At 68.1% G+C, this 17,204-nt stretch carries 16 protein-coding genes; 6 read left to right on the top strand and 10 right to left on the bottom strand.

The features are described from left to right. Nucleotides 1-282: 282 nt before the first annotated feature. The 3 genes from ACOJUJ_RS02595 to ACOJUJ_RS02585 form a co-directional block, all read right to left on the bottom strand. Nucleotides 283-822, bottom strand: coding sequence for a DinB family protein (locus tag ACOJUJ_RS02595; RefSeq protein WP_420125286.1), 540 nt, complete (start codon nt 820-822; stop codon nt 283-285). Nucleotides 823-911: 89 nt separating this feature from the next. Then, nucleotides 912-1,169 carry a hypothetical protein gene (locus tag ACOJUJ_RS02590; RefSeq protein ID WP_420125285.1) on the bottom strand — a complete coding sequence of 86 codons (258 nt, stop codon included), beginning with the start codon at nt 1,167-1,169 and terminating at the stop codon, nt 912-914. Next, nucleotides 1,166-2,239 (bottom strand): heme o synthase, encoded by a 1,074-nt coding sequence (locus ACOJUJ_RS02585; protein ID WP_420125284.1) that lies wholly within the window; start codon nt 2,237-2,239, stop codon nt 1,166-1,168. The genes ACOJUJ_RS02590 and ACOJUJ_RS02585 overlap by 4 nt, the downstream gene beginning before the upstream one ends. A 225-nt stretch (nt 2,240-2,464) precedes the next feature. On the opposite strand from ACOJUJ_RS02585, the gene ACOJUJ_RS02580 reads away from it, so the two are divergent. The 3 genes from ACOJUJ_RS02580 to ACOJUJ_RS02570 all read left to right on the top strand — a co-directional run bounded on the left by ACOJUJ_RS02580 (nt 2,465) and on the right by ACOJUJ_RS02570 (nt 5,306). Next, entirely contained in the window at nt 2,465-3,424 is a 960-nt protein-coding gene (locus ACOJUJ_RS02580; RefSeq protein ID WP_420125283.1) for a COX15/CtaA family protein, read from the top strand. Nucleotides 3,425-3,684: 260 nt separating this feature from the next. Next, nucleotides 3,685-4,467 (top strand): SRPBCC family protein, encoded by a 783-nt coding sequence (locus ACOJUJ_RS02575; RefSeq protein WP_420125282.1) that lies wholly within the window; start codon nt 3,685-3,687, stop codon nt 4,465-4,467. 290 nt (nt 4,468-4,757) lie between these two features. Then, complete coding sequence (locus ACOJUJ_RS02570) at nt 4,758-5,306, top strand: GAF domain-containing protein (RefSeq protein WP_420125281.1); 549 nt, start codon at nt 4,758-4,760, stop codon at nt 5,304-5,306. Between the two features lie 426 nt (nt 5,307-5,732). Here ACOJUJ_RS02570 and ACOJUJ_RS02565 read toward each other — a convergent pair whose 3' ends face one another. The 4 genes from ACOJUJ_RS02565 to ACOJUJ_RS02550 all read right to left on the bottom strand — a co-directional run bounded on the left by ACOJUJ_RS02565 (nt 5,733) and on the right by ACOJUJ_RS02550 (nt 8,474). Continuing rightward, nucleotides 5,733-6,059, bottom strand: coding sequence for a hypothetical protein (locus ACOJUJ_RS02565; RefSeq protein ID WP_420125280.1), 327 nt, complete (start codon nt 6,057-6,059; stop codon nt 5,733-5,735). A 95-nt stretch (nt 6,060-6,154) separates the two neighbouring features. Further along, a complete protein-coding gene (locus ACOJUJ_RS02560; protein WP_420125279.1) occupies nt 6,155-6,583 on the bottom strand; it encodes a hypothetical protein in 429 nt (142 codons plus the stop codon). Next, nucleotides 6,580-7,329 carry a hypothetical protein gene (locus ACOJUJ_RS02555; RefSeq protein WP_420125278.1) on the bottom strand — a complete coding sequence of 250 codons (750 nt, stop codon included), beginning with the start codon at nt 7,327-7,329 and terminating at the stop codon, nt 6,580-6,582. The genes ACOJUJ_RS02560 and ACOJUJ_RS02555 overlap by 4 nt, the downstream gene beginning before the upstream one ends. Beyond that, nucleotides 7,326-8,474, bottom strand: coding sequence for a hypothetical protein (locus ACOJUJ_RS02550; protein ID WP_420125277.1), 1,149 nt, complete (start codon nt 8,472-8,474; stop codon nt 7,326-7,328). The genes ACOJUJ_RS02555 and ACOJUJ_RS02550 overlap by 4 nt, the downstream gene beginning before the upstream one ends. A 705-nt stretch (nt 8,475-9,179) precedes the next feature. Between ACOJUJ_RS02550 and ACOJUJ_RS02545 the strand changes: the two genes are divergently transcribed. Beyond that, nucleotides 9,180-9,428, top strand: coding sequence for a hypothetical protein (locus ACOJUJ_RS02545; protein ID WP_420125276.1), 249 nt, complete (start codon nt 9,180-9,182; stop codon nt 9,426-9,428). 44 nt (nt 9,429-9,472) lie between these two features. On the opposite strand, the gene ACOJUJ_RS02540 is transcribed toward ACOJUJ_RS02545, so the two are convergent. Continuing rightward, nucleotides 9,473-10,465 (bottom strand): hypothetical protein, encoded by a 993-nt coding sequence (locus ACOJUJ_RS02540; RefSeq protein WP_420125275.1) that lies wholly within the window; start codon nt 10,463-10,465, stop codon nt 9,473-9,475. A 1,016-nt stretch (nt 10,466-11,481) separates the two neighbouring features. Between ACOJUJ_RS02540 and ACOJUJ_RS02535 the strand changes: the two genes are divergently transcribed. Both ACOJUJ_RS02535 and ACOJUJ_RS02530 read left to right on the top strand, forming a co-directional pair. Beyond that, nucleotides 11,482-11,847 carry a hypothetical protein gene (locus ACOJUJ_RS02535; protein ID WP_420125274.1) on the top strand — a complete coding sequence of 122 codons (366 nt, stop codon included), beginning with the start codon at nt 11,482-11,484 and terminating at the stop codon, nt 11,845-11,847. Then, a complete protein-coding gene (locus ACOJUJ_RS02530; RefSeq protein WP_420125273.1) occupies nt 11,844-13,925 on the top strand; it encodes a relaxase/mobilization nuclease domain-containing protein in 2,082 nt (693 codons plus the stop codon). Before ACOJUJ_RS02535 ends, ACOJUJ_RS02530 begins: the two co-directional genes overlap by 4 nt. Nucleotides 13,926-14,091: 166 nt before the next feature. Here the strand turns inward: ACOJUJ_RS02530 and ACOJUJ_RS02525 are convergent, their stop codons facing one another. Both ACOJUJ_RS02525 and ACOJUJ_RS02520 read right to left on the bottom strand, forming a co-directional pair. Continuing rightward, the gene (locus ACOJUJ_RS02525; RefSeq protein ID WP_420125272.1) at nt 14,092-14,619 is read right to left on the bottom strand and encodes a hypothetical protein; all 528 of its coding nucleotides are present in this window, start codon (nt 14,617-14,619) and stop codon (nt 14,092-14,094) included. Between the two features lie 176 nt (nt 14,620-14,795). Continuing rightward, a complete protein-coding gene (locus ACOJUJ_RS02520) occupies nt 14,796-15,563 on the bottom strand; it encodes a hypothetical protein (protein ID WP_420125271.1) in 768 nt (255 codons plus the stop codon). Nucleotides 15,564-17,204: the final 1,641 nt, after the last annotated feature.

Genomic DNA, 17,204 nt, shown 5'->3' with positions numbered 1-17,204 from the left:
CAGATCGCCGCCACGTACGACTCGGGACTCAAGAGCTGGGTGTTGTGGAATCCAGGGTCGAAGTACGACGTCTACCTTCCCGCGCTGCGCCCCGCGGACCCGAACACCCGCCCCCCGCTTTGTTGGGGGGTGGGGGGCGTGTGGGGCTAGCCCGGCGGGGGCGCCCGCCGCGCGCGCACCGGCCGCTGAAGCACACCAGAGCCAGTGCCGTTCCGCCCCTCTCCCACGCAGTTTGTGGGAGAGGGGCAGGCGAGGAACGAGCCGGGGTGAGGCCCCGGGCCCCTACCGCACCGACGCCAGCTGCCGCGTGTGATGCTCGATGTGGACGGCGGCCAGGCGCATTCCGCGCGGGAGGTCGATGGGGCCAAAGAACGCGTGCGTCACGTGCTGCACCCCCGCCGCGCGCGCCCGCTCACCCTCGCGCGCAAACTCCTCCGCCAGAATGCGCAGCTCCGCCAGCGCCTGCTCCCTGGGTAGCCCGTTTCCCTCCGGGCGCACCTCGCGCGGGGCGGGCGCGCGGCGAGGAAACGTGCGGTGAAACAGCATGTGCGGCAGCAGAAACGTCTTCAGCAGGCGCCGGCGGAACGGGGTCATCTTCATCCGCATCCCCGCACCACCACGCATCTCCTGCACAAAGGTGCGGTACACCATCGCCAGGTGCTCCGTGATGATCGCGGGCGTCCACTTGCCCGGCGCCCACGGCTGCATCCACGCCTGCTCGGAGATGCGCCCGGCGGCGTCGAGGTACGCGGCCAGCGCCGCCTGGTGCTCGTCTACCGCGGTGCGCCAGCGGCGGTCCGCCCGGGGCGTGGTTGTGGGCATCGGCGGAGTCGTGGAGAGTGGGGGACGGACGGGAGAGGCAGAGCGGAGTCGTTACGTGATCCCTGGGATCGGGCACTCGGACCTGCCGTTCACCGCCCGCGCAGCCAGTGCTCGATGCGGATCGGCGACTCGGTGAGCTTCCAGCCGGTGCGCGCCCACTGGGCCACGCGGGCGTTCATCTCGTCCACCGGCATCACGTCCTCGCGGCCGGGCGCCATGTAGTCCGCGCTGGACCACTCGCGAAAGCGCACGGTGCCGTCCGCCTGGGGGCGAAAGAGAAGGATCACGAACCCCTGCCCGCCCGAGGGGGACGCGGCGTGGAACGCGATGTTGTCCGGCGCGCTCACAGCCCGGCGGCGGAGGCGGAGGCCACGGGGTCCTGGACGAAGATCACGCCGGGCGAGACCTCCGCGCCGCGGGCCACCAGGCCGTCCACCGCCATGGCGGCGAAGAGCAGCGCCAGGTACAGCAGCGAGTTGCGGTACAGCTTCCACGCCGGCTGTACAAAGCTGGCGGCCCGCATCAGCACCACCACGTCGCGCAGGAACCACAGGCCCAGGCCAAGCGCGAGAACGCCGTAGACGGGGCCCAGGCCGCCGTACGTCACCGGGCCCAGCGTGAGCGGCACCAGGATGAGCGTGTAGATCAGCATCTGGCGCATGGTCTCGCGTTCGCCCCACACGTTGGGGGCCATGGGCACGCCCACCCGGCCGTAGTCCTTCTGCTTGACCAGCGCCAGCGCCCAGAAGTGCGGCGGCGTCCAGAAGAACACGATCATGAACAGGTAGACGGACGTCAGCGAGATCTCGCCCGTGGCCGCGGCCCAGCCCACCAGCGGCGGAAACGCGCCCGCCGCCCCGCCGATCACGATGTTCTGCGGCGAGGTGCGCTTGAGCCAGCGGGTGTAGATGAAGACGTAGTACAGCAGCCCCGCCGCGGCCAGCACGGCGCTCAGCAGGTTCACCAGCAGCGCGTACACGGCGAACGCCGCCACGCCCAGGGTGATGCCGAACGCCAGCACGTGCCCCGGCGACATGCGCCCGCTGGGGATGGGCCGCAGCTTCGTGCGCGGCATGTGCGCGTCGATGTCGCGGTCCATGAACATGTTGATGGCGTTGGCCCCGCCCGCCATCAGGTAGCCGCCCAGCATGGTCCACAGCAGCGTCCAGCCGTTGGGCCAGCCGCGCGTGGCGATCACCATGGGCGCCCAGGTGGTCACCAGCAGCAGCGAGATGATGCGTGGCTTGGTGAGCGTCACGTAGTCGCGCAGCAGTTGCCGCACGCCGGCGGCGCCGCTCTGCGCGGCGGCCATGCCGGCGCGCTGGGTGCCGGTGGTCATGTCGGCGGGGTCGGCCGCGCCGGGCAGGCGGGGCGCGGCAAAGCCGTCTGGGATCAGCGTGACCGAGGCGTCGGACATCAACTCGCGTGTTCTCAGGGTGCAGGGACGGCGGAAATATACGCGCCGCAAGCCCGTGCGCCACCCCGCCGGCGTTCACGTCCGCAGGTTGCCGGACGCGGCCGTAGGGAATCTCCCGACGCGCGCCGCTCCCGCGCCAAGCCGCTGGGGATCAACCACTTGCACGACGCCAGCCGTCCGGTTAGCATCGTGCGCCTTCCCGACGAGTCTTTCGCTGACGTGAGAATGAGCTCCGACTCCGCACAGAACCGCTTCGCGCGCTACGCCTGGATCGTCCTGGCGTACAACGTGGCCGTGGTGCTGTGGGGCGCCTTTGTGCGCGCGTCGGGCGCCGGCGCGGGGTGCGGGCGCCACTGGCCGCGCTGCAACGGCGTCGTCATCCCCCGCAGCCCGTCGGCGGAGACGCTGATCGAGTTTACCCACCGGGCGACCAGCGGCATCGCGTTCCTTGCCGTTGTCGCGCTGCTGTGGATGGCGTTCCGCCGCTTTCCCCGCAGCCACGCCGTGCGCACCGGCGCCGTCTGGTCCATGGTGCTGATGATCACCGAGGCCGGTGTGGGCGCGGGGCTGGTGCTGCTGAACTATGTCGCGGGGAACACCTCGCCGTGGCGGGCGGCGTGGATGGCGGTGCACCTGACCAACACCTTCCTTCTGCTCGCCGCGCTGGCGCTGACGGCGTGGTGGGCCAGCGGCGGCCGCCCCGTGCGTGTCCGCCGCCAGGGGCTTGCGGGGTTCCTGGCCCTGGCGCCGATCGCGCTGGTGCTGCTGGTCGGGGTCACCGGCGCCGTCACCGCGCTGGGCGACACGCTCTTTCCCAAGACACGCGTGGGCCTTTCCGCCGGCGTGCACTTTCTGGAGCGGCTGCGCATCGTCCACCCGGTCCTGGCCATCGCCACCGCCGGCTTCGCCATCTTTGCCGCGTCGCGCCTGCGTGCCCTGCGCCCCGGCCGGCGGACGGCGCGGCTGGCGAGCATGACGTCGATGCTGCTCGTCATCCAGCTGCTGGTGGGCGTCTTCAACGTCGCGCTGCTGGCGCCGATCGGAATGCAGATCATCCACCTGCTGGTGGCGGACGCCGTCTGGCTGGCGCTCGTCCTCCTCGCCGCGTCCGCGCTGGGGGTGGAGGCGGAGGCGCCGGCGGTTTCGGTGGATGCACAGCGGCGGATCGAGCCCGCCGCGGTGTAGGGCCTCACCCCGGCTCGTTCCTCGCCTGCCCCTGTCCCACAAACTGCGTGGGAGAGGGGCTGAGCGTCACGAGAATCTCCGCTGGCGATTCCGCGGTTGAAGCCCCGTTCGGCGAGCCTTGCGAGCCGAGACGCTTTCCCAGCAGCGGGTTTACCCGCTCATCCGCCCCGCGACAGGCCCACTCCCCGGAACACCTCTTGCACCCCCGCCGCACCTGGAATACGCTGGATTGATCCCGTTCGCCATGGCTGCGGAGCGGGTTGAACGACGAGGAGGAGACGGTGGAGAACACGACGGCCGCGGTGCGGGACGCCCTCGCCGGTGGCGAGGTGAACGTGGGAAAGCTGGAGCGGTTCGCGTCGATGTTCGGCGGCGGACTGCTGGCGGGCGCGGGGATCCGGCGCGGCGGCCTGAGCGGCGCGATGGTCGGCCTGGCTGGCGCCATCCTGCTGCACCGCGGCGCCACCGGCCACTGCCACGTCTACGGCGCGCTGGGAATGGATACGGCCGCCGGCGGCGCGGCGCCCCCGCGGCAGCCCGGGGCCACGCGCACGGACACCGAGGCCGGCGGCGTGCGCGTGGAGGCGTCGATCACCGTCAACCGCATGGCCGAGGAGCTGTACGCGTACTGGCGGGATTTCAGCCGCGCGCCAAGCTTCATGGACCGCATCATCTCCGTGCGCCCGCTGGACGAGCGAGTGTCGCACTGGACGGCTGAGGGGCCGCGCGGGCGTACCTGGGAGTGGACCTCCGAAGTCACGGAAGACGTCCCCGGCCGCCGCATCGCCTGGCGCACGCTCCCCGGCTCCGACCTGCCCAACAGCGGCTCCGTGGAGTTTACCCCCGGCCGCCTGGGCGAGACGACCGTGCGGCACACGCTGCAGTTCGATCCGCCGGGCGGCGTGGTGGGCCAGGCCATCGCCAGCGCGTTCCACCAGATGCCGGAAAATATGGTGCAGGACGACCTGCGCCGCTTCAAGACGCTGATGGAGGCGGGGCTGGCCGTCGCCGCGGATGACGGCGACGACGCGCACTACATCTAACGCTCCGTATCCCAACCATCAGCTTCCAAGCCGCCTCCATCCGTGGGGCGGCTTTAGCGTATCATCCCAATTCGTAGCAGATGGGGGGTACAGAGGAACAGAGAAACGCCCAGAGATACAGAGAAAAACGGATTTCCTCTGTATCTCGCTTTTCCTCTCTGTTCCTCTGTACCCAATCCTCTGTTCCGGATCTCGAACCACACGCTTGGGCTGGACCGGGGGCTCGTCGCTCCTGAGGATGCGGTGTATCATCATCCTTTCCCGAATCCTGAGAAGACTAAAAGGCCAAGATGGCGGAATACACGCTGGTCGCGGAAAAGACGGGCGAGCTGCGGCTGGATGCGACGGCCAAGGAGCAGCGCTACGCCACCCTCGCCGCGCAAATCGAGGCGACGCTGCGGGGCGAGCCGGACCTTACGGCGGCGATGGCGAGCATCGCGTGCCTGCTGCACAACGGCTTTCCGTACTACTTCTGGACCGGCTTCTATCGGCGCGTGGGGCCCGCGCGGCTGCTGGTGGGGCCGTACCAGGGCACGCTGGGATGCCTGGACATCGACTTCGCCCGCGGCGTGTGCGGCGCCTGCGCCACGCGCGAGGAGACGATCGTGGTGGATGACGTGCACGCGTTTCCCGGCCACATCGCCTGCGACTCCGCCTCCGCGTCGGAGATCGTGGTCCCGGTCTTCGACGCGAAGGGCCAGCTCATCGCCGTTCTCGACGTCGACAGCACCCTCCCCGCCGCCTTTGACGAGGTGGACCAGCGCTGGCTGGAGCGCATCGTCACCTTGCTGCGCGACAAGGAGCCGCGGCCGGTGGTGTGGGCAGCCCCAGCTGCGTGAGCGGCTGAAGCCGCCGCAACAACTGCGGAAAGCCCCACAGATTACGTAAGCACCACCAGTCCCGGCAAGATGCTGGAAAAACGGCGAAATCACTAGATGTGCGCGCGCAACCCACACGATTCCTACCGCCGCACTCAGCATCTTGCAGCAGCAACCGACAGTAGAACTGACAGTGAAAATCAGCCCGCCGGGCCACTGCCCGGCGGGCTGTCACCTACTACACCCCCGGCCCCCCCTGCACACGCGCCGTACCCCCCCCCTCCGGGGGTGCGGCGCGATGGTTCGGCGGGGGGCGTTAGTGCTGCCCCCCCGAAAAACCGAAAGTCTCGCCGAAAAAAAAATTCGGAACGGCAGGCTCGGGGGGGACAAGCCCCCCGCTCGGCCCGCCGTGGGGGAAATGCCAGCCGACCCCTCCGAGCCCGCACGCTACGGATCTCCAAGCATCCACCCCACTCGCCGCCTGCGAATCGCTTCCAGCCATCGCGGCGCCTCGTGCTCTCCGTCCGGCGGAAACGCTTCCCCGATGCTACGCAGCACGTTCAGCGTGACCGTTTGCACCAACGGCTCTGGCACGTCTCCCAGAAGTACGTCCAGGGCGCAGGCGTACGGGCGGATGATCTCCAGTTCGTGCACCCCGGCCGCCCGTCGCAGATACCACAGTGCCAGCAACCGGCGGATGCGGGGATGCGGAGTCGTTCCCGCCGTGATGAATTTGTGCACCGTGGACCGTCCGACATCCGCGTCCTCCGCCACCTCGCGGATGGAGCTGGTCTCCGCTACCGACCGTACGAACTCCCGAAGCACTTCCAGCGGTACGAGGCGGTGATCCGCGTACTTCCCATACCCACTCATTCTCCCCCCACTCCCGCGTTCCCCGCTGCGGATTGCGCCCGCGTGGCGTAGCGCTCCAGAACGTCCAGTATCTCCCGCGCAGCGTCCGCCCGCAGGTCATCCGGCACGCACGACGACGCGAGCAGGCTAACAAGTGCCCACGAGTCCGGCCGCACCGCATGAGCCCCGTTCGCATCGGCATTGCGGCGCAAGTACCACAGCGCCAGTAGCCGCCGCACGCGGGGATGGGGGACGGTTTCACCCGCAACGAACTTGTGCAGGGTAGTCCTCCCGAGCCCCACTTCCCCCGCTACGTGCCGGATGGAGGTCAGTTCCGTCTCATCCTGCGCGAAGCGCCGGATCACTTCTACCGGCACCGTCCGGTAGTCCCGCCCTTCCGCTTTCTCCGGGGCCGCCGCGGCCTTGGTGTCACCGGTGCGGCTCATTCGCTCCCCGCCGTATCCGTTGGGGTGTCGCCGTGCGCCTGCTCCGCGAGGTACGCACGCAGCAAGCGAAGCCATTCGGGCGGCGGCGGCGCCGTGATCGCATACAGCGCTTCAAGGTTGGCCACCAGCTGCGAGCCTACACGGTCGCGCTCCGCTTCCGGAATCGCGTGCAGGAGGAAGTCCACCGCCTGACGGGCCGTGTCTGCGGTTATCTCGCTCCCCGACACGTCATCAATCGCGGCGAACGTCTCCGCCAGACGCCGGAACCACTCCCCGCCCGGCAGCAGGCGCGCGACCTGGCGCACCGCCGTACGGAAACCCTCCGGCACATCTTCGCTTGCCCCCGTGGCGAGGACCAGCACCGTCGCGTATCGGCCGAACTCCGTCCGGTGCGCGTCAACGTCGTTGTGCGGCGGAAGGTCCTGCCCCGGCCAGACCGTCACCAAGTCGGCGAGGTTGAAGGCCATCTCCCGGAACACTTCCTGTAGCTCGGACTCCGCGAACGTCAGCAGCGCCCCGTATCCGTCGTTTGGCCGGTCCCGCTCCGGGTGCAGGTCCGCCCAGCGTTGCACCGCCCGCACGGCGTCCCACCCGCTCTCTACCTGATCCATGGCCGAGGCCAGCAGGCCGCGCGCGTCTTCGTCGTCGATCCACACCAGCCGTTCGCGCGCTTCCAGCCACGCCGGGACGTATATGGTGGCGCGTGGTTCCTCGCCTTCCGCCGGGGTGCGTTCGGGTGCGCTCACGATGCCCGGTCCATCTGCGGGCGCTCGATATCCGGCCACAGTTCCGCCATGCGCTCCGCGACGGCCGGATACTCCGCCTGCGGCGCGAGCACCAGCACGGCCCGCCGCGCTGCCCTGAACGCGCGCAGATCGCCCACCGTCCGCGCCGCGTGCGCGAGGTCGAGCGCCGCCGCACACCGCACCGCGTCCGGAAGCTCCTTGTTTCCCAGCAGGACCCACGCGGCCCGCCACGCCACGCTACCACTGTTCCGGCGCCCCGGTACTGACTGCGCCCGCGCCGTCAGCGCGAACGCGCACAGTTGCCCGGCGGGATCCATCGTCAGCAGCGCAGGGACGAGGCGCCGCAGCGCCCCGCGTGCCCGCTCAATTTCGCTCACGTCCGTCCAGAACCGCGCGAGGTCCAGCAGGAGGCCCCCAGCCCCCGCCGCGTCATCCTCACACGCCTTTTGAGCACTCAATGCGAACTGTGCCGCGCTCACGTCGTCGCCCTTCCGCCGGGCCAGACGGAACAGCGCGTGCGCGGCCCGCATTCGTGCATCCCGCGCGCGGGTGCGCCGGGAGGCACGCATTGCGAGGCGGTAGAATCGCTCCGCCCGCAGCAGCTTGTCCTGCCGATCATTCAGCGCGCCCAACTCCACCAGAGCCGCCGAGTACGCCGCCCCGTTGCGCTCCCGGCGAGACACCGCGACCGCCCGCCGGAGCCACGTATCCGCCCGCACGCTCTGCCCCGCTTCCCACGCGCAGACACCCACGAACACCGCCGCATCGCCGGACAGGGGCGCGGCTGACGCGCCCGCCTGCGCGAACGCGACCGCCGTGTGCGGCAGGCCCGCGCCCCGCGACCACGCGGCCACTTCACCGCAGCAGAGCATCACGATTTCCGCGTCCGCGCGGTCCGGCTCCCCAAGCATCGCGTGCAGCGTATCAACCGGGCCGGACAACGCGTCCGGTAGCTCTGTCGCGGTGACGAGCCTTACCCGCGCGTCTGTCGTTCCGGCGGCGAACAGGCCCGCGCGCGTTTCTTCTGGCGTCATCGCCCACAGCGCCACGTCTCGCGCCGTTCGCCACAGCAGCAGCCCGAGGTCCCCCGGCGATTCCTCTAGGATGCGCTCCCCGTCCAGCCGTTCCCCTAGATCGCGATCCATCGCGGGGGGGACGCACCAGCGGCGCGCGATGCCGCGCGACCGAGCCTTGCCCCTGCCCATTAGTTCCCGCTCCCGAACAGCCATGTTGATCCGGCGCGGATCGGCATCATGTAGCGCCGTTCCGCGTGATACTGCCGCATTTCCTCACTCGACGGGTTTGCCGAGGATCGCCCTGGCGGCTGCGCGCCGTCCGACACCGCGCACGACGGCGCCGGGCTACACGGCGCGAGGTCTGTTCTTGGCGCGCCCATCAGTTCCCGCTACCGAACATGAGGCCCGGTGTCATCGGGTAGCCGTAGTGGTACTCCTCGTAATCCGGAACACCCGAATGCGGGCGGAGCGGGGGGCACGCTGGCGCTGTTGGCGCGGCGGCGGCCGGGGTCAGCTCAGCAGGTGGCGCCTTTGTGCTCTTCGTATCCATTTCGCACCATCGGTTCAAGGGAAAACAGGCCGTTTCCGAACCGATAGCAACCCACGGTTTTTCCAGTCAATACCGCGTCAAAACACGGCCAACGGGCCCGACACCAGCCGCAAAGGAGCGTACAAACCGTATAGCAAAGTGAGTAGGGAACGGCTGGTGTGCCGAGGGGGGCGCGGGTGAGTGTCGGGAAGAGTAGGCACGACTGTGGCGCGATACGCGCGCTTCGATAAGATTTGCTCCCGCCCACTCATTCTCACTAACCTGTCATGTAGGGAGGTTGACCCATGAAGTACGTCGCCAAGGCCCGGGGATTGGTGCTGACCACCGCCGCCGTTTTCGCCCTGGTGGTGACCGCCGCCGGATGCGGCCGAACCGAACCGCTACTGCCTCACAGCGATCCCGCCGCACAGCTCGACGGGGGAGTTTTGGTTGGGTCCGGCCACGCGGATGAGGAGCCTGAAACCACCACTACGAACACAGTCGGACCGGATACCGTGGAACGTGGGCCGGGGACCATCGGTTCCGGTCACTGAACCGGGCGTTGCACGGGGTGTGAAATGAAAGAAGCCGCCCCGGTTCATATCGGGGCGGCTTCCTCTAGGGCACGGAGCAGGCGTCCGGCAAGTAACCGGACGCGATCCGGGGGCGGCTGACACTGTTGCGGTCCAGTCTCACCCATTCGGATGCGTTCGAGCACTTGCTGGGCTTGCTCGGCCGTAGCTCGCTCGCGTCTGGCTTCAGCCAAGTGCAGCGCGCGTGTACCGGCTTCACGGGCCTTGGGGTATAGGCCGAGGATCAACGCACCCTCACTGATGTTGACGAGAGCTTCGGCAAGGTACTCGTTGGGGGGGCCGTTGAAGCGCGCGACTTCGCCCCACGCGTCCAGAAACAAGTCTCTCCGGCCCGCTCCCGCAGCAGCGCGACCGAGGTTCGCTGTCGCGATGAACCGCTCTTTGGGGACGTGGATATGCGGAAGGGCGGTCGTGAATACCTTCAGGGCAACATCGCTGTACCCCTGCCACGACCACAACTGCGCAACGTCCTGCGCAAAAGTGGGAATTATCTTATGCCGCCTACCGTACAACTCAAACGCCGCTTCCGCGTGCTCTTGCGCCTCAGAAAACCGTCCAGTTTCTATGCACAGGGCCAGCAGGTTGTGCCGGGCCGCCGCCCCGAGGGCGCGGAGGTGGTGCTTTCGTGCACGGCGCCACGCGCGAAGGAACAGCTTGCGCGCACGCGCATGCGCGCCACGGTGGAACTCCATGTTCGCCCAACTTAGGTATGCCGACGCCGACGCGGACATATCCCCCGCGAGTCTCGACAGTCCAACCGCACGTTCAAACCACCGCTTGCTCCGCTCGAAATAAGCGTGCTGGCGCAGCAGCCGCCCAGCGGCAGCAGCCAGCATTGAGTCGTCGGGAGCCGCGTGCGCTGCGATCTCGCGGAAGCAGATCGCCGTCTGGACGTAGCCGTGGGTGTCCGCCCACTCAGCTACGCTTGTGCACGCCCCCGCAATCACTTCGGACGTCGCACCTTCTGGCTCCTCAACCATCCAGTCAAGGACGCGCACGGCACCTTCGAGGGCGCTGTCTGGCGGGTCCGCACGGAGCGTTGCCGGTGTCTGGAAAAGTCCGTTGCGCAGATGTTGGGGGGTGGCCGCCCACAACGCAGCGTCGCGCGCACGCTGAAACAGGTGCACGGCGCGTCCATCCCCAATTTCATCAAGGACCGGCGCCGCCTCAAAAGGAACCGCTTGGAGCTGGGGGGCCGGAACGGCTCGGCTCCCTTTCCGCTGCGCAACGGGTTCCGGGCGATCGGATAGAAGCATTAGGCCCCGCCAAAAAGTCCGCAGGAGAGCGCATTTTGAGCGTCCCAAAAGGTAGTCCGCTGATCAAAGCATTCGCAAGGTCGGACATTATTCGCGACAACCTCACCCACCACCCCAGCCTACCCGCCCGGCTGGCTAACGACGCACGGAAGCCCCCCTCCGCGCACAGCAGCCCCGCACACCATCGCGCAACAGCAGGAGGGGTAGCCGGGGGGGCGGGAAGCCGGGGAGCAGAACGGGGCCGGGAAAGCGCGTTCGCGGGCTTCCCCGGCCCGTTGTCGTGTGGCCCTGTAGGGACTGTCGCGCGCGCACGCGCGACAGTCCCTACAGGGCCACAAAGCCGCGTTTCTCGTGCCGTGTTTTTCCGATTTCCTGTGCCATAAAATAGGCCCCTCCGCGTGCCAAGAAATGCAGGTTTCGCGTGCCTTGCAACCCGTGATTCCGCGTGCCGAAAAACGCAGGATTTCGCGTGCCGCGAAATCGCCGCCGTCGTCCCCGCACCACCCATCCGGGGTACCACACTCAGCACCCACCGGGCTTAGACCCGGTGACAATCTGGAGCGAGGAATGGGGAAAGGTGCCTTTATCCTCGCTGCGCTCGGGGCACCTTTCCCCTCCTCGCTTTTCGCTGCGCTCAAAGAGAACTGCACATGCCACGGCCCCGCCGCACCATCCGCAAACCTACGCGCTGGACCCCTGACGAGTGGGCGCGCGTCTAGGACGCCCCGCGCAAGCGCGGCGTCCCGCCGCTGCGCTACGTGCGCGAGGCGGCGCTGGGCGCGCCGCCTGCGCCCAAGCGCTACCACCGCGACGAACTCACCCGCCAGCTTGGCCGCGTGCTGAACAACCTGCGGCAGCTTCACACCGTCGCCGTGGAGGATTGGGCCGACGCCGCCGCCGCCCGCATCCAGCGGACGATCAGCGTCACGGAGGCGGCGATCCGCGCCGCCCCCGCGCCGGGCACCACAGCCGCGGAGGCCGTGCAGGTGATCGTCGTCGCCGGGCGCGCGCTCAACGAGCTGACGCACGGCGCCCACGCCGACGAGGACGAGCTACCGCCGGACTCGGAAGTATTCCCCGCGCTGGAAGCGGTGGAGTCCTCGTTTCGCTGGATCTTCCGGTGATCGGGAAGCCGCTCCCGTTCGGCAAGGGCTTTCTTGGGCTCTCGCGTTACCTGGAGAAGGGTGCCGCCGGGGAGGAGCGCGACCGCGTGGAGTGGGTGGAAACCCGCAACCTGCCGACGGAGGACCCGGAGACGGCCGCGCGCCTGATGGCGGCGTATGCGCGTGAGTGCGTGCGCACGCAGCGCCCCGTCTATCACCTCGTAATCAGCGCCGATCCGGGCGATCCGGTGGATCGCGCCAGCATGAGCCGCGTTGCGGTCACGGTGCTGCGCGAGTTGGGGCTGTCGGAGCATCAAGTGCTCATCATCGCCCACAACGACACGGCGCACCCGCACATGCACCTTGTGGTCAACCGGGTGCACCCGGAAACGCATCGGGCGTGGGAAAACGGCTGGGACTGGCCCAAGATCGAGAAGGCCCTGAGCGCCGAAGAGGAGGCGCTAGGATGGCGTGTCGTGCCGCGCAAGGCCCGCCGTGAGCCGTCCGTGCCCGCCCTGGTGCGCGGTGATGCCGCGTTCCTTCGGACGGTGCAGGAGCGCGGCGGGCCGGTGCTCGGCCGCGCCGCTTCATGGGCCGAGCTCGAGGAAGGGTTAGCGGCTGTCGGGCTACACGTGCGCATCAAGGGCGGCGGGCTGTCGATCAACGACGGACGACAGGAGGTGAAGGCGTCCGAGGTGGACCGGAGCTTTTCTCGCAGGTACATGGAGGAACGGCTAGGCAAGCTGTCCGAGTACCGCCGTTCCCGTCCTGCGGCCCCCGTGGCGGAGGTCCGCGCGCCGGAGCCGGAGCTACCCGTGTCCACTCCCCCGGCGCCGGAACTTGAGCAGGCCCCGGAGCAGGAGCCCGAGCCGCTTGCCCCGCCTGCGCTCGCCCCCGTGCAACCACATTCGCCGGAAGTGCCGGTGCCAGTGCGCGGAGTCGCGCCGCCCGTTGCACGCGTGCAAGCACGGGCGCCGGAGCCGGTCCGGCCCGCCGCGCGCGAGCCCGAGGCGGCGCCAGCGCTGGAACCCGTGCAACCCCCGGCTCCGGAACCGCAGCCGGTCCGCGAACCCGAGCCGCCCGTTGCACGCGTGCAACCACCCGCGCCGGAGCCGCAGCCCGTCCGCGCGCCCGAGCCGCCCGTTGCTCGCGTTCAACCAGCCGCGCCGGAGCCGCAGCCCGTCCGCGAACCCGAGCCGCCCGTTGCACGCGTGCAACCACGGACGCCGGAGAGGCAGCCGATCCACACGCCGGAGCCGGTCCGGCCTGCCGCCCCGCCCCCACCAGAGAAGGCAGCACCGCCGCCGGCGCACCTCTCGCCGGGCGAGCGCTTCACGTGGATTCTCACGCGTGAGGACGGGCGCCTTGTGCCCCGTTACGAGGAGGACTTGATCCAGCAGGGGGCCGGGATGATCCTTGAAGCGCGGGCGGTGAACGAGCGAACGCGCGTCCGGACTGCGTGTGAGGGCGCAAGCCATGACGCGGCCGACAACCTGGCGCACATGGAGGCACAGCGAAGCAAGGCAAAGGACGACGCAGCCGCGCTTGGGCGCAAGCTTGCACCGATCTATTCCGAACCCGGCAAAGCTGGGGGCGCGATGGACCGCCACGAGCGCGAACACGGCATGGACGACGTGCGGCGCATGCTCCGTGAGCGGCCCGAGGCGTTTGGCGCGCTGGTGCCGGAGAGGCGGGCGTTGGGGCTGTGGACGAGCACCGCCAGGGCGGCGAAGCGCGCGAAGAACGCGGATGTTGCCGATGCCTTGGAGAAGGCGCTACGGTCCCACCGCCAACAGCCCGGCACGGCGGCACTCAAAACCGCAAGGGAGCGCGCAAGCGAGGCAAGCGGCGCGCTTATCCGCGCCGCCGAGGCGTGCCGCAATCTCCCCGCACCGGGCGTTCTGGAGCACCGCGCCGAACAGGCGTTCCGGCCCCTGCTGCGTGATGGGCGGTCCGTTGCGTGGCTATCGCAGCAGCTTGCGCGGTTCCTGCCGCCTGACGACCGCGAGGCCGCAGAGATTGCCGAGAAGGTCTTGCGATCGGCGATTTTCCGCATCTCCCGAGAGCGGGAGGGGCCGAGCAGGGGAATGGACTTCTGATCCGTTTGGGGCGTGTCCACCGTTGCGCGAGGTGTCAGTTCGGCCGTCGAGCGTCGATGTTTGCTCGCCGACCCGCAGCCAAGGCTTTGGCAACGCCTGTTTGGCAGGTGGACGCGAGGACTCCGCACAGATCGCCTAGCGCGGCGGACGGTCGATTGAGGTAATCTCAAGAGATGGTGAAATGGAGTTCGTACCCCCGGCCTGTCGGCCAATCGTCGCGAACGACCCGGAGGGTCGCGCCTGCCATGCTCCATTCGCCTGCGACTCCCTTGCGGATCGCATCCACTGCTGCAGTCGGAAGGGGCTGGCCGAGAGCGTTCTGGGTTAGTTTCGATGCGTGCTCGGCGAGCGCGTTGTGCGCCTTGGTAGCGTCGTCGACTTGGTTCATATTCAGGACCAGCTTCAACTCGCGCGCGCGGGTCGCATCGCCGTTCACGTAGTACGCCAGATTGTTGGCGAGCGGAGCGCCTGCACCGATCTCCAGATACGGGCTAGAGCAGGCATGGCGGTCCTCGTACTGCTGCGTGTATCCACGCGTGGAAAGCCCGCGCGTGCTGAGGTACTTGCACGCCTCAATCGGCCGCTGCCACCCTCTAGTTTCCGTCGAGGGCGGCATCGCGGAAGTGGTTTGATCGGGTTGGGGCGCCTCGCAGCCCGCGGGAAGGAGGAGGGCAAACAGGAGCAGCCGGTGCATGGGCGGGGCAGCGGAGACGGTAATAGGGCGAGTGGTGAACATGTTTGGCCTAACGCCGCAAGGGTCAGGGGTGCGGGGGGGATTCGCTCGTTACCAGTTGAGTTGTGTCACTAGTTGCTCAAATTTCTCGCGAGCGCCAGCGGTCCCCGTAGATGAGCTAGATATCGGTGGGGCCTCTACTCAGCTGGATAGTTCACCAATACGAACCGGATGAGGGTGACGCTTTCCAGTCCATATTTCCTCTTGAGATAGCGAACGATGCTGTTGATGTCCTTGCGGGGTAAGTCACAATCCGCAATGAAACACTTGCCTGCCTCCTCGCTGGCCTTGGGATCGATGAGTTCGAGATCCCTGCGGAAAAGCTCGGCAAACGTCGTGCGCCTAAACTCATCATGCCGCTTCGATAATGGATTAAGGCATAGCGTGACTTGGCGGTCATCGTGCAAGACGACGCCATCGACCTCCTTGCGACGGAAGAAGAAGGAGTTTCCGAAGAAGAAGCATTCCTTCGCATAGAAGCTGCCAGATTCCTCGATCAACCCTTCCATGTTCTGGACGCCATACAGCACCGTCATCGCTGCGGGTCTCGTGAATGCCGTGAGCCCTGGTCTAGCGGCAACCAGCCAAAGCACGGCGAAGTCCTTATCAGACCTGCTAGGGAAGTCCCGGATCTGGTGCCACGCACGTTTCAGCAGACTCTCAATCGTGGAGATCTTGTAGGAAAGGCGCGTTCCATTGGGAGATTCGACTAGGCCACGGAGTTGCTTGTCGTCGTCCTTCGACTTCACTTCAATGAGGATACGGCCCTCCGCCAAAAGGAGGGCGAGGTCAGGAGTCTTGTGGGCGGATACCGGAATCGTAACGACATCGAAGCCGCAGTTTTTCAGCGCAGATTGAACGAAGTCGCGGACCGTATCAGAATTAAGATTGGATGTGTCGGGCATCTTCGATTCCTATGACGGATAACGACACAAGGGGTTCAGGGTGCGGGGCCGCCGCGCAAGACTGTCATCCGCCCGAAGCATGCAGGGCCCCGCATCCCATGCAGCCGATTGTTAGGCCGCGCCCCGACCAATCGCGGTGCTGCTGTCTTGCGTCCTAGTATCCTCGAGTTAGCGCAGCTTGCAGTTTCGCCTCGACATCTCCCCGCACACCGGGTTTCAGGACCCCCTCAGCATCAAACGCGTGCACGAGCCTGAGATACTCACGCAGTTCTGTCCCATTCGCCCCGTTTGGCGCCGCGAGGTACTGGACGAAGAAACCCAGATTTGAGTAGTAGCGTCGCCCGGGCGCGTTGGGCGCTACCGAATTCCCAACCAGCCGGTGCGCGTCCATAAACGTCCCGACCGCCTGGAGCTTTGGCAGGAACTCCTGCCAAGCGCGGCGATCTGCCTCAATGCTCTCCTGACGCCGCTGAGCGGCGGTCTTGCGTGGTTTCGCCATCCTGCACCCAGAGATTGGTAAGCGGCACACGTTCGGTAGGCGGTCCAGGTTGAACCAGAACGCACCGCGCGGGAAGGATTACACTGCGGCTGCCGCGATGCTTGCCCGGCGGCCTAACGACACAAGGGTCAGGGGTGCGGGGGCCGGCGCGCAAGACTTTCCTTCGCTCGAAAGCATGCAAGGCCCCGCATCCCCTGCAGCGGGATAGCCCTTTTGCTTGATGCGTTATCCAGAAACCACGCGGGGGGCGCCAAAGTCCGTGGCAGAGAAGTCGATGGTTCACGGGTGCTCGGTTTGACTCTCCAGCCCCTAAGCCAGCCCATGCTGCAAGAACCTGTCCGGGAACGGCCAGGGCGTGTCCCCCGCTGCGCAGGGGCCGGGCTTCGCGCGCAGTAGGGCGACAAACAACGTCGCCCAACTGCGCCGGGCCACCCCGGCGGGATCGGTGCGCGGGCGGGCTGCAACGCGCGTGTGCAGGCTCCCGCCGAGGGCCCCGCCGGACTGTCCCGGCCCTGCGGGCGCGAATCCCTCACGCGGTCATTCCCCGGCCATTGCGAGGCCGTGTGGGGTACCATGGGGCAGAAGGCGCTACCCGTAAACCCCCTGCTGCCGCACGTCCTTGCCGCACCATTCCTGCACCCCTGCCGTGCATCTGCCCCACGTCGCCCGCTTCGCGGGCGGGGGTGCCGGGCTACGGGAAACGTTGAAAGTCCCTGCGCCCGGCACCCCACGGCAGGCGCAGTGTTTTGGTTATGGGTGGTGCGCAATCCATAACGTGACGGGCTGCGCCCGTCGAAACGGTTTCCGGCACCCCGTCCGCCGTCTCTCTCTCGCCCCGCATCGTTGCACGCGTGCAACGGGCCCCGGCGGTTACGCTCGCTTAGGCTCGCTATCGCCTGCGCTCGCAAGCTCGCTACGGCGGGTAGGCCGCCTGCGGCGGGCGTTTGTGGGGGGGGGGGGCCCCCCCCCCCCCCCCCGGTAGCGGGGCCGGGGGGGGCCGGGGCGGGGCCCGGCCCCCCCCCCCCCCCGCCCGCGAAGCGGGCGACGTGGGGCAGATGCACGGCAGGGGTGCAGGAATGGTGCGGCAAGGACGTGCGGCAGCAGGGGGTTTACGGGTAGCGCCTTCTGCCCCATGGTACCCC

The organism is Longimicrobium sp. (assembly GCF_048594345.1).
Lineage (GTDB): Bacteria > Gemmatimonadota > Gemmatimonadetes > Longimicrobiales > Longimicrobiaceae > Longimicrobium.
Note: the sequence above shows the minus strand (reverse complement) of the source record. Positions and strands in the feature narration are given on the sequence as shown.

Excerpts from the sequence above, each read along its gene's own strand:
- ACOJUJ_RS02545 (WP_420125276.1), top strand. The coding sequence starts at position 9,180 with ATGAAGTACGTCGCCAAGGCCCGGGGATTGGTGCTGACCACCGCCGCC.
- ACOJUJ_RS02525 (WP_420125272.1), bottom strand. The coding sequence starts at position 14,619 with ATGCACCGGCTGCTCCTGTTTGCCCTCCTCCTTCCCGCGGGCTGCGAG.
- ACOJUJ_RS02595 (WP_420125286.1), bottom strand. The coding sequence starts at position 822 with ATGCCCACAACCACGCCCCGGGCGGACCGCCGCTGGCGCACCGCGGTA.
- ACOJUJ_RS02560 (WP_420125279.1), bottom strand. The coding sequence starts at position 6,583 with ATGAGCCGCACCGGTGACACCAAGGCCGCGGCGGCCCCGGAGAAAGCG.
- ACOJUJ_RS02585 (WP_420125284.1), bottom strand. The coding sequence starts at position 2,239 with ATGTCCGACGCCTCGGTCACGCTGATCCCAGACGGCTTTGCCGCGCCC.
- ACOJUJ_RS02550 (WP_420125277.1), bottom strand. The coding sequence starts at position 8,474 with ATGGATCGCGATCTAGGGGAACGGCTGGACGGGGAGCGCATCCTAGAG.
- ACOJUJ_RS02570 (WP_420125281.1), top strand. The coding sequence starts at position 4,758 with ATGGCGGAATACACGCTGGTCGCGGAAAAGACGGGCGAGCTGCGGCTG.
- ACOJUJ_RS02520 (WP_420125271.1), bottom strand. The coding sequence starts at position 15,563 with ATGCCCGACACATCCAATCTTAATTCTGATACGGTCCGCGACTTCGTT.
- ACOJUJ_RS02580 (WP_420125283.1), top strand. The coding sequence starts at position 2,465 with ATGAGCTCCGACTCCGCACAGAACCGCTTCGCGCGCTACGCCTGGATC.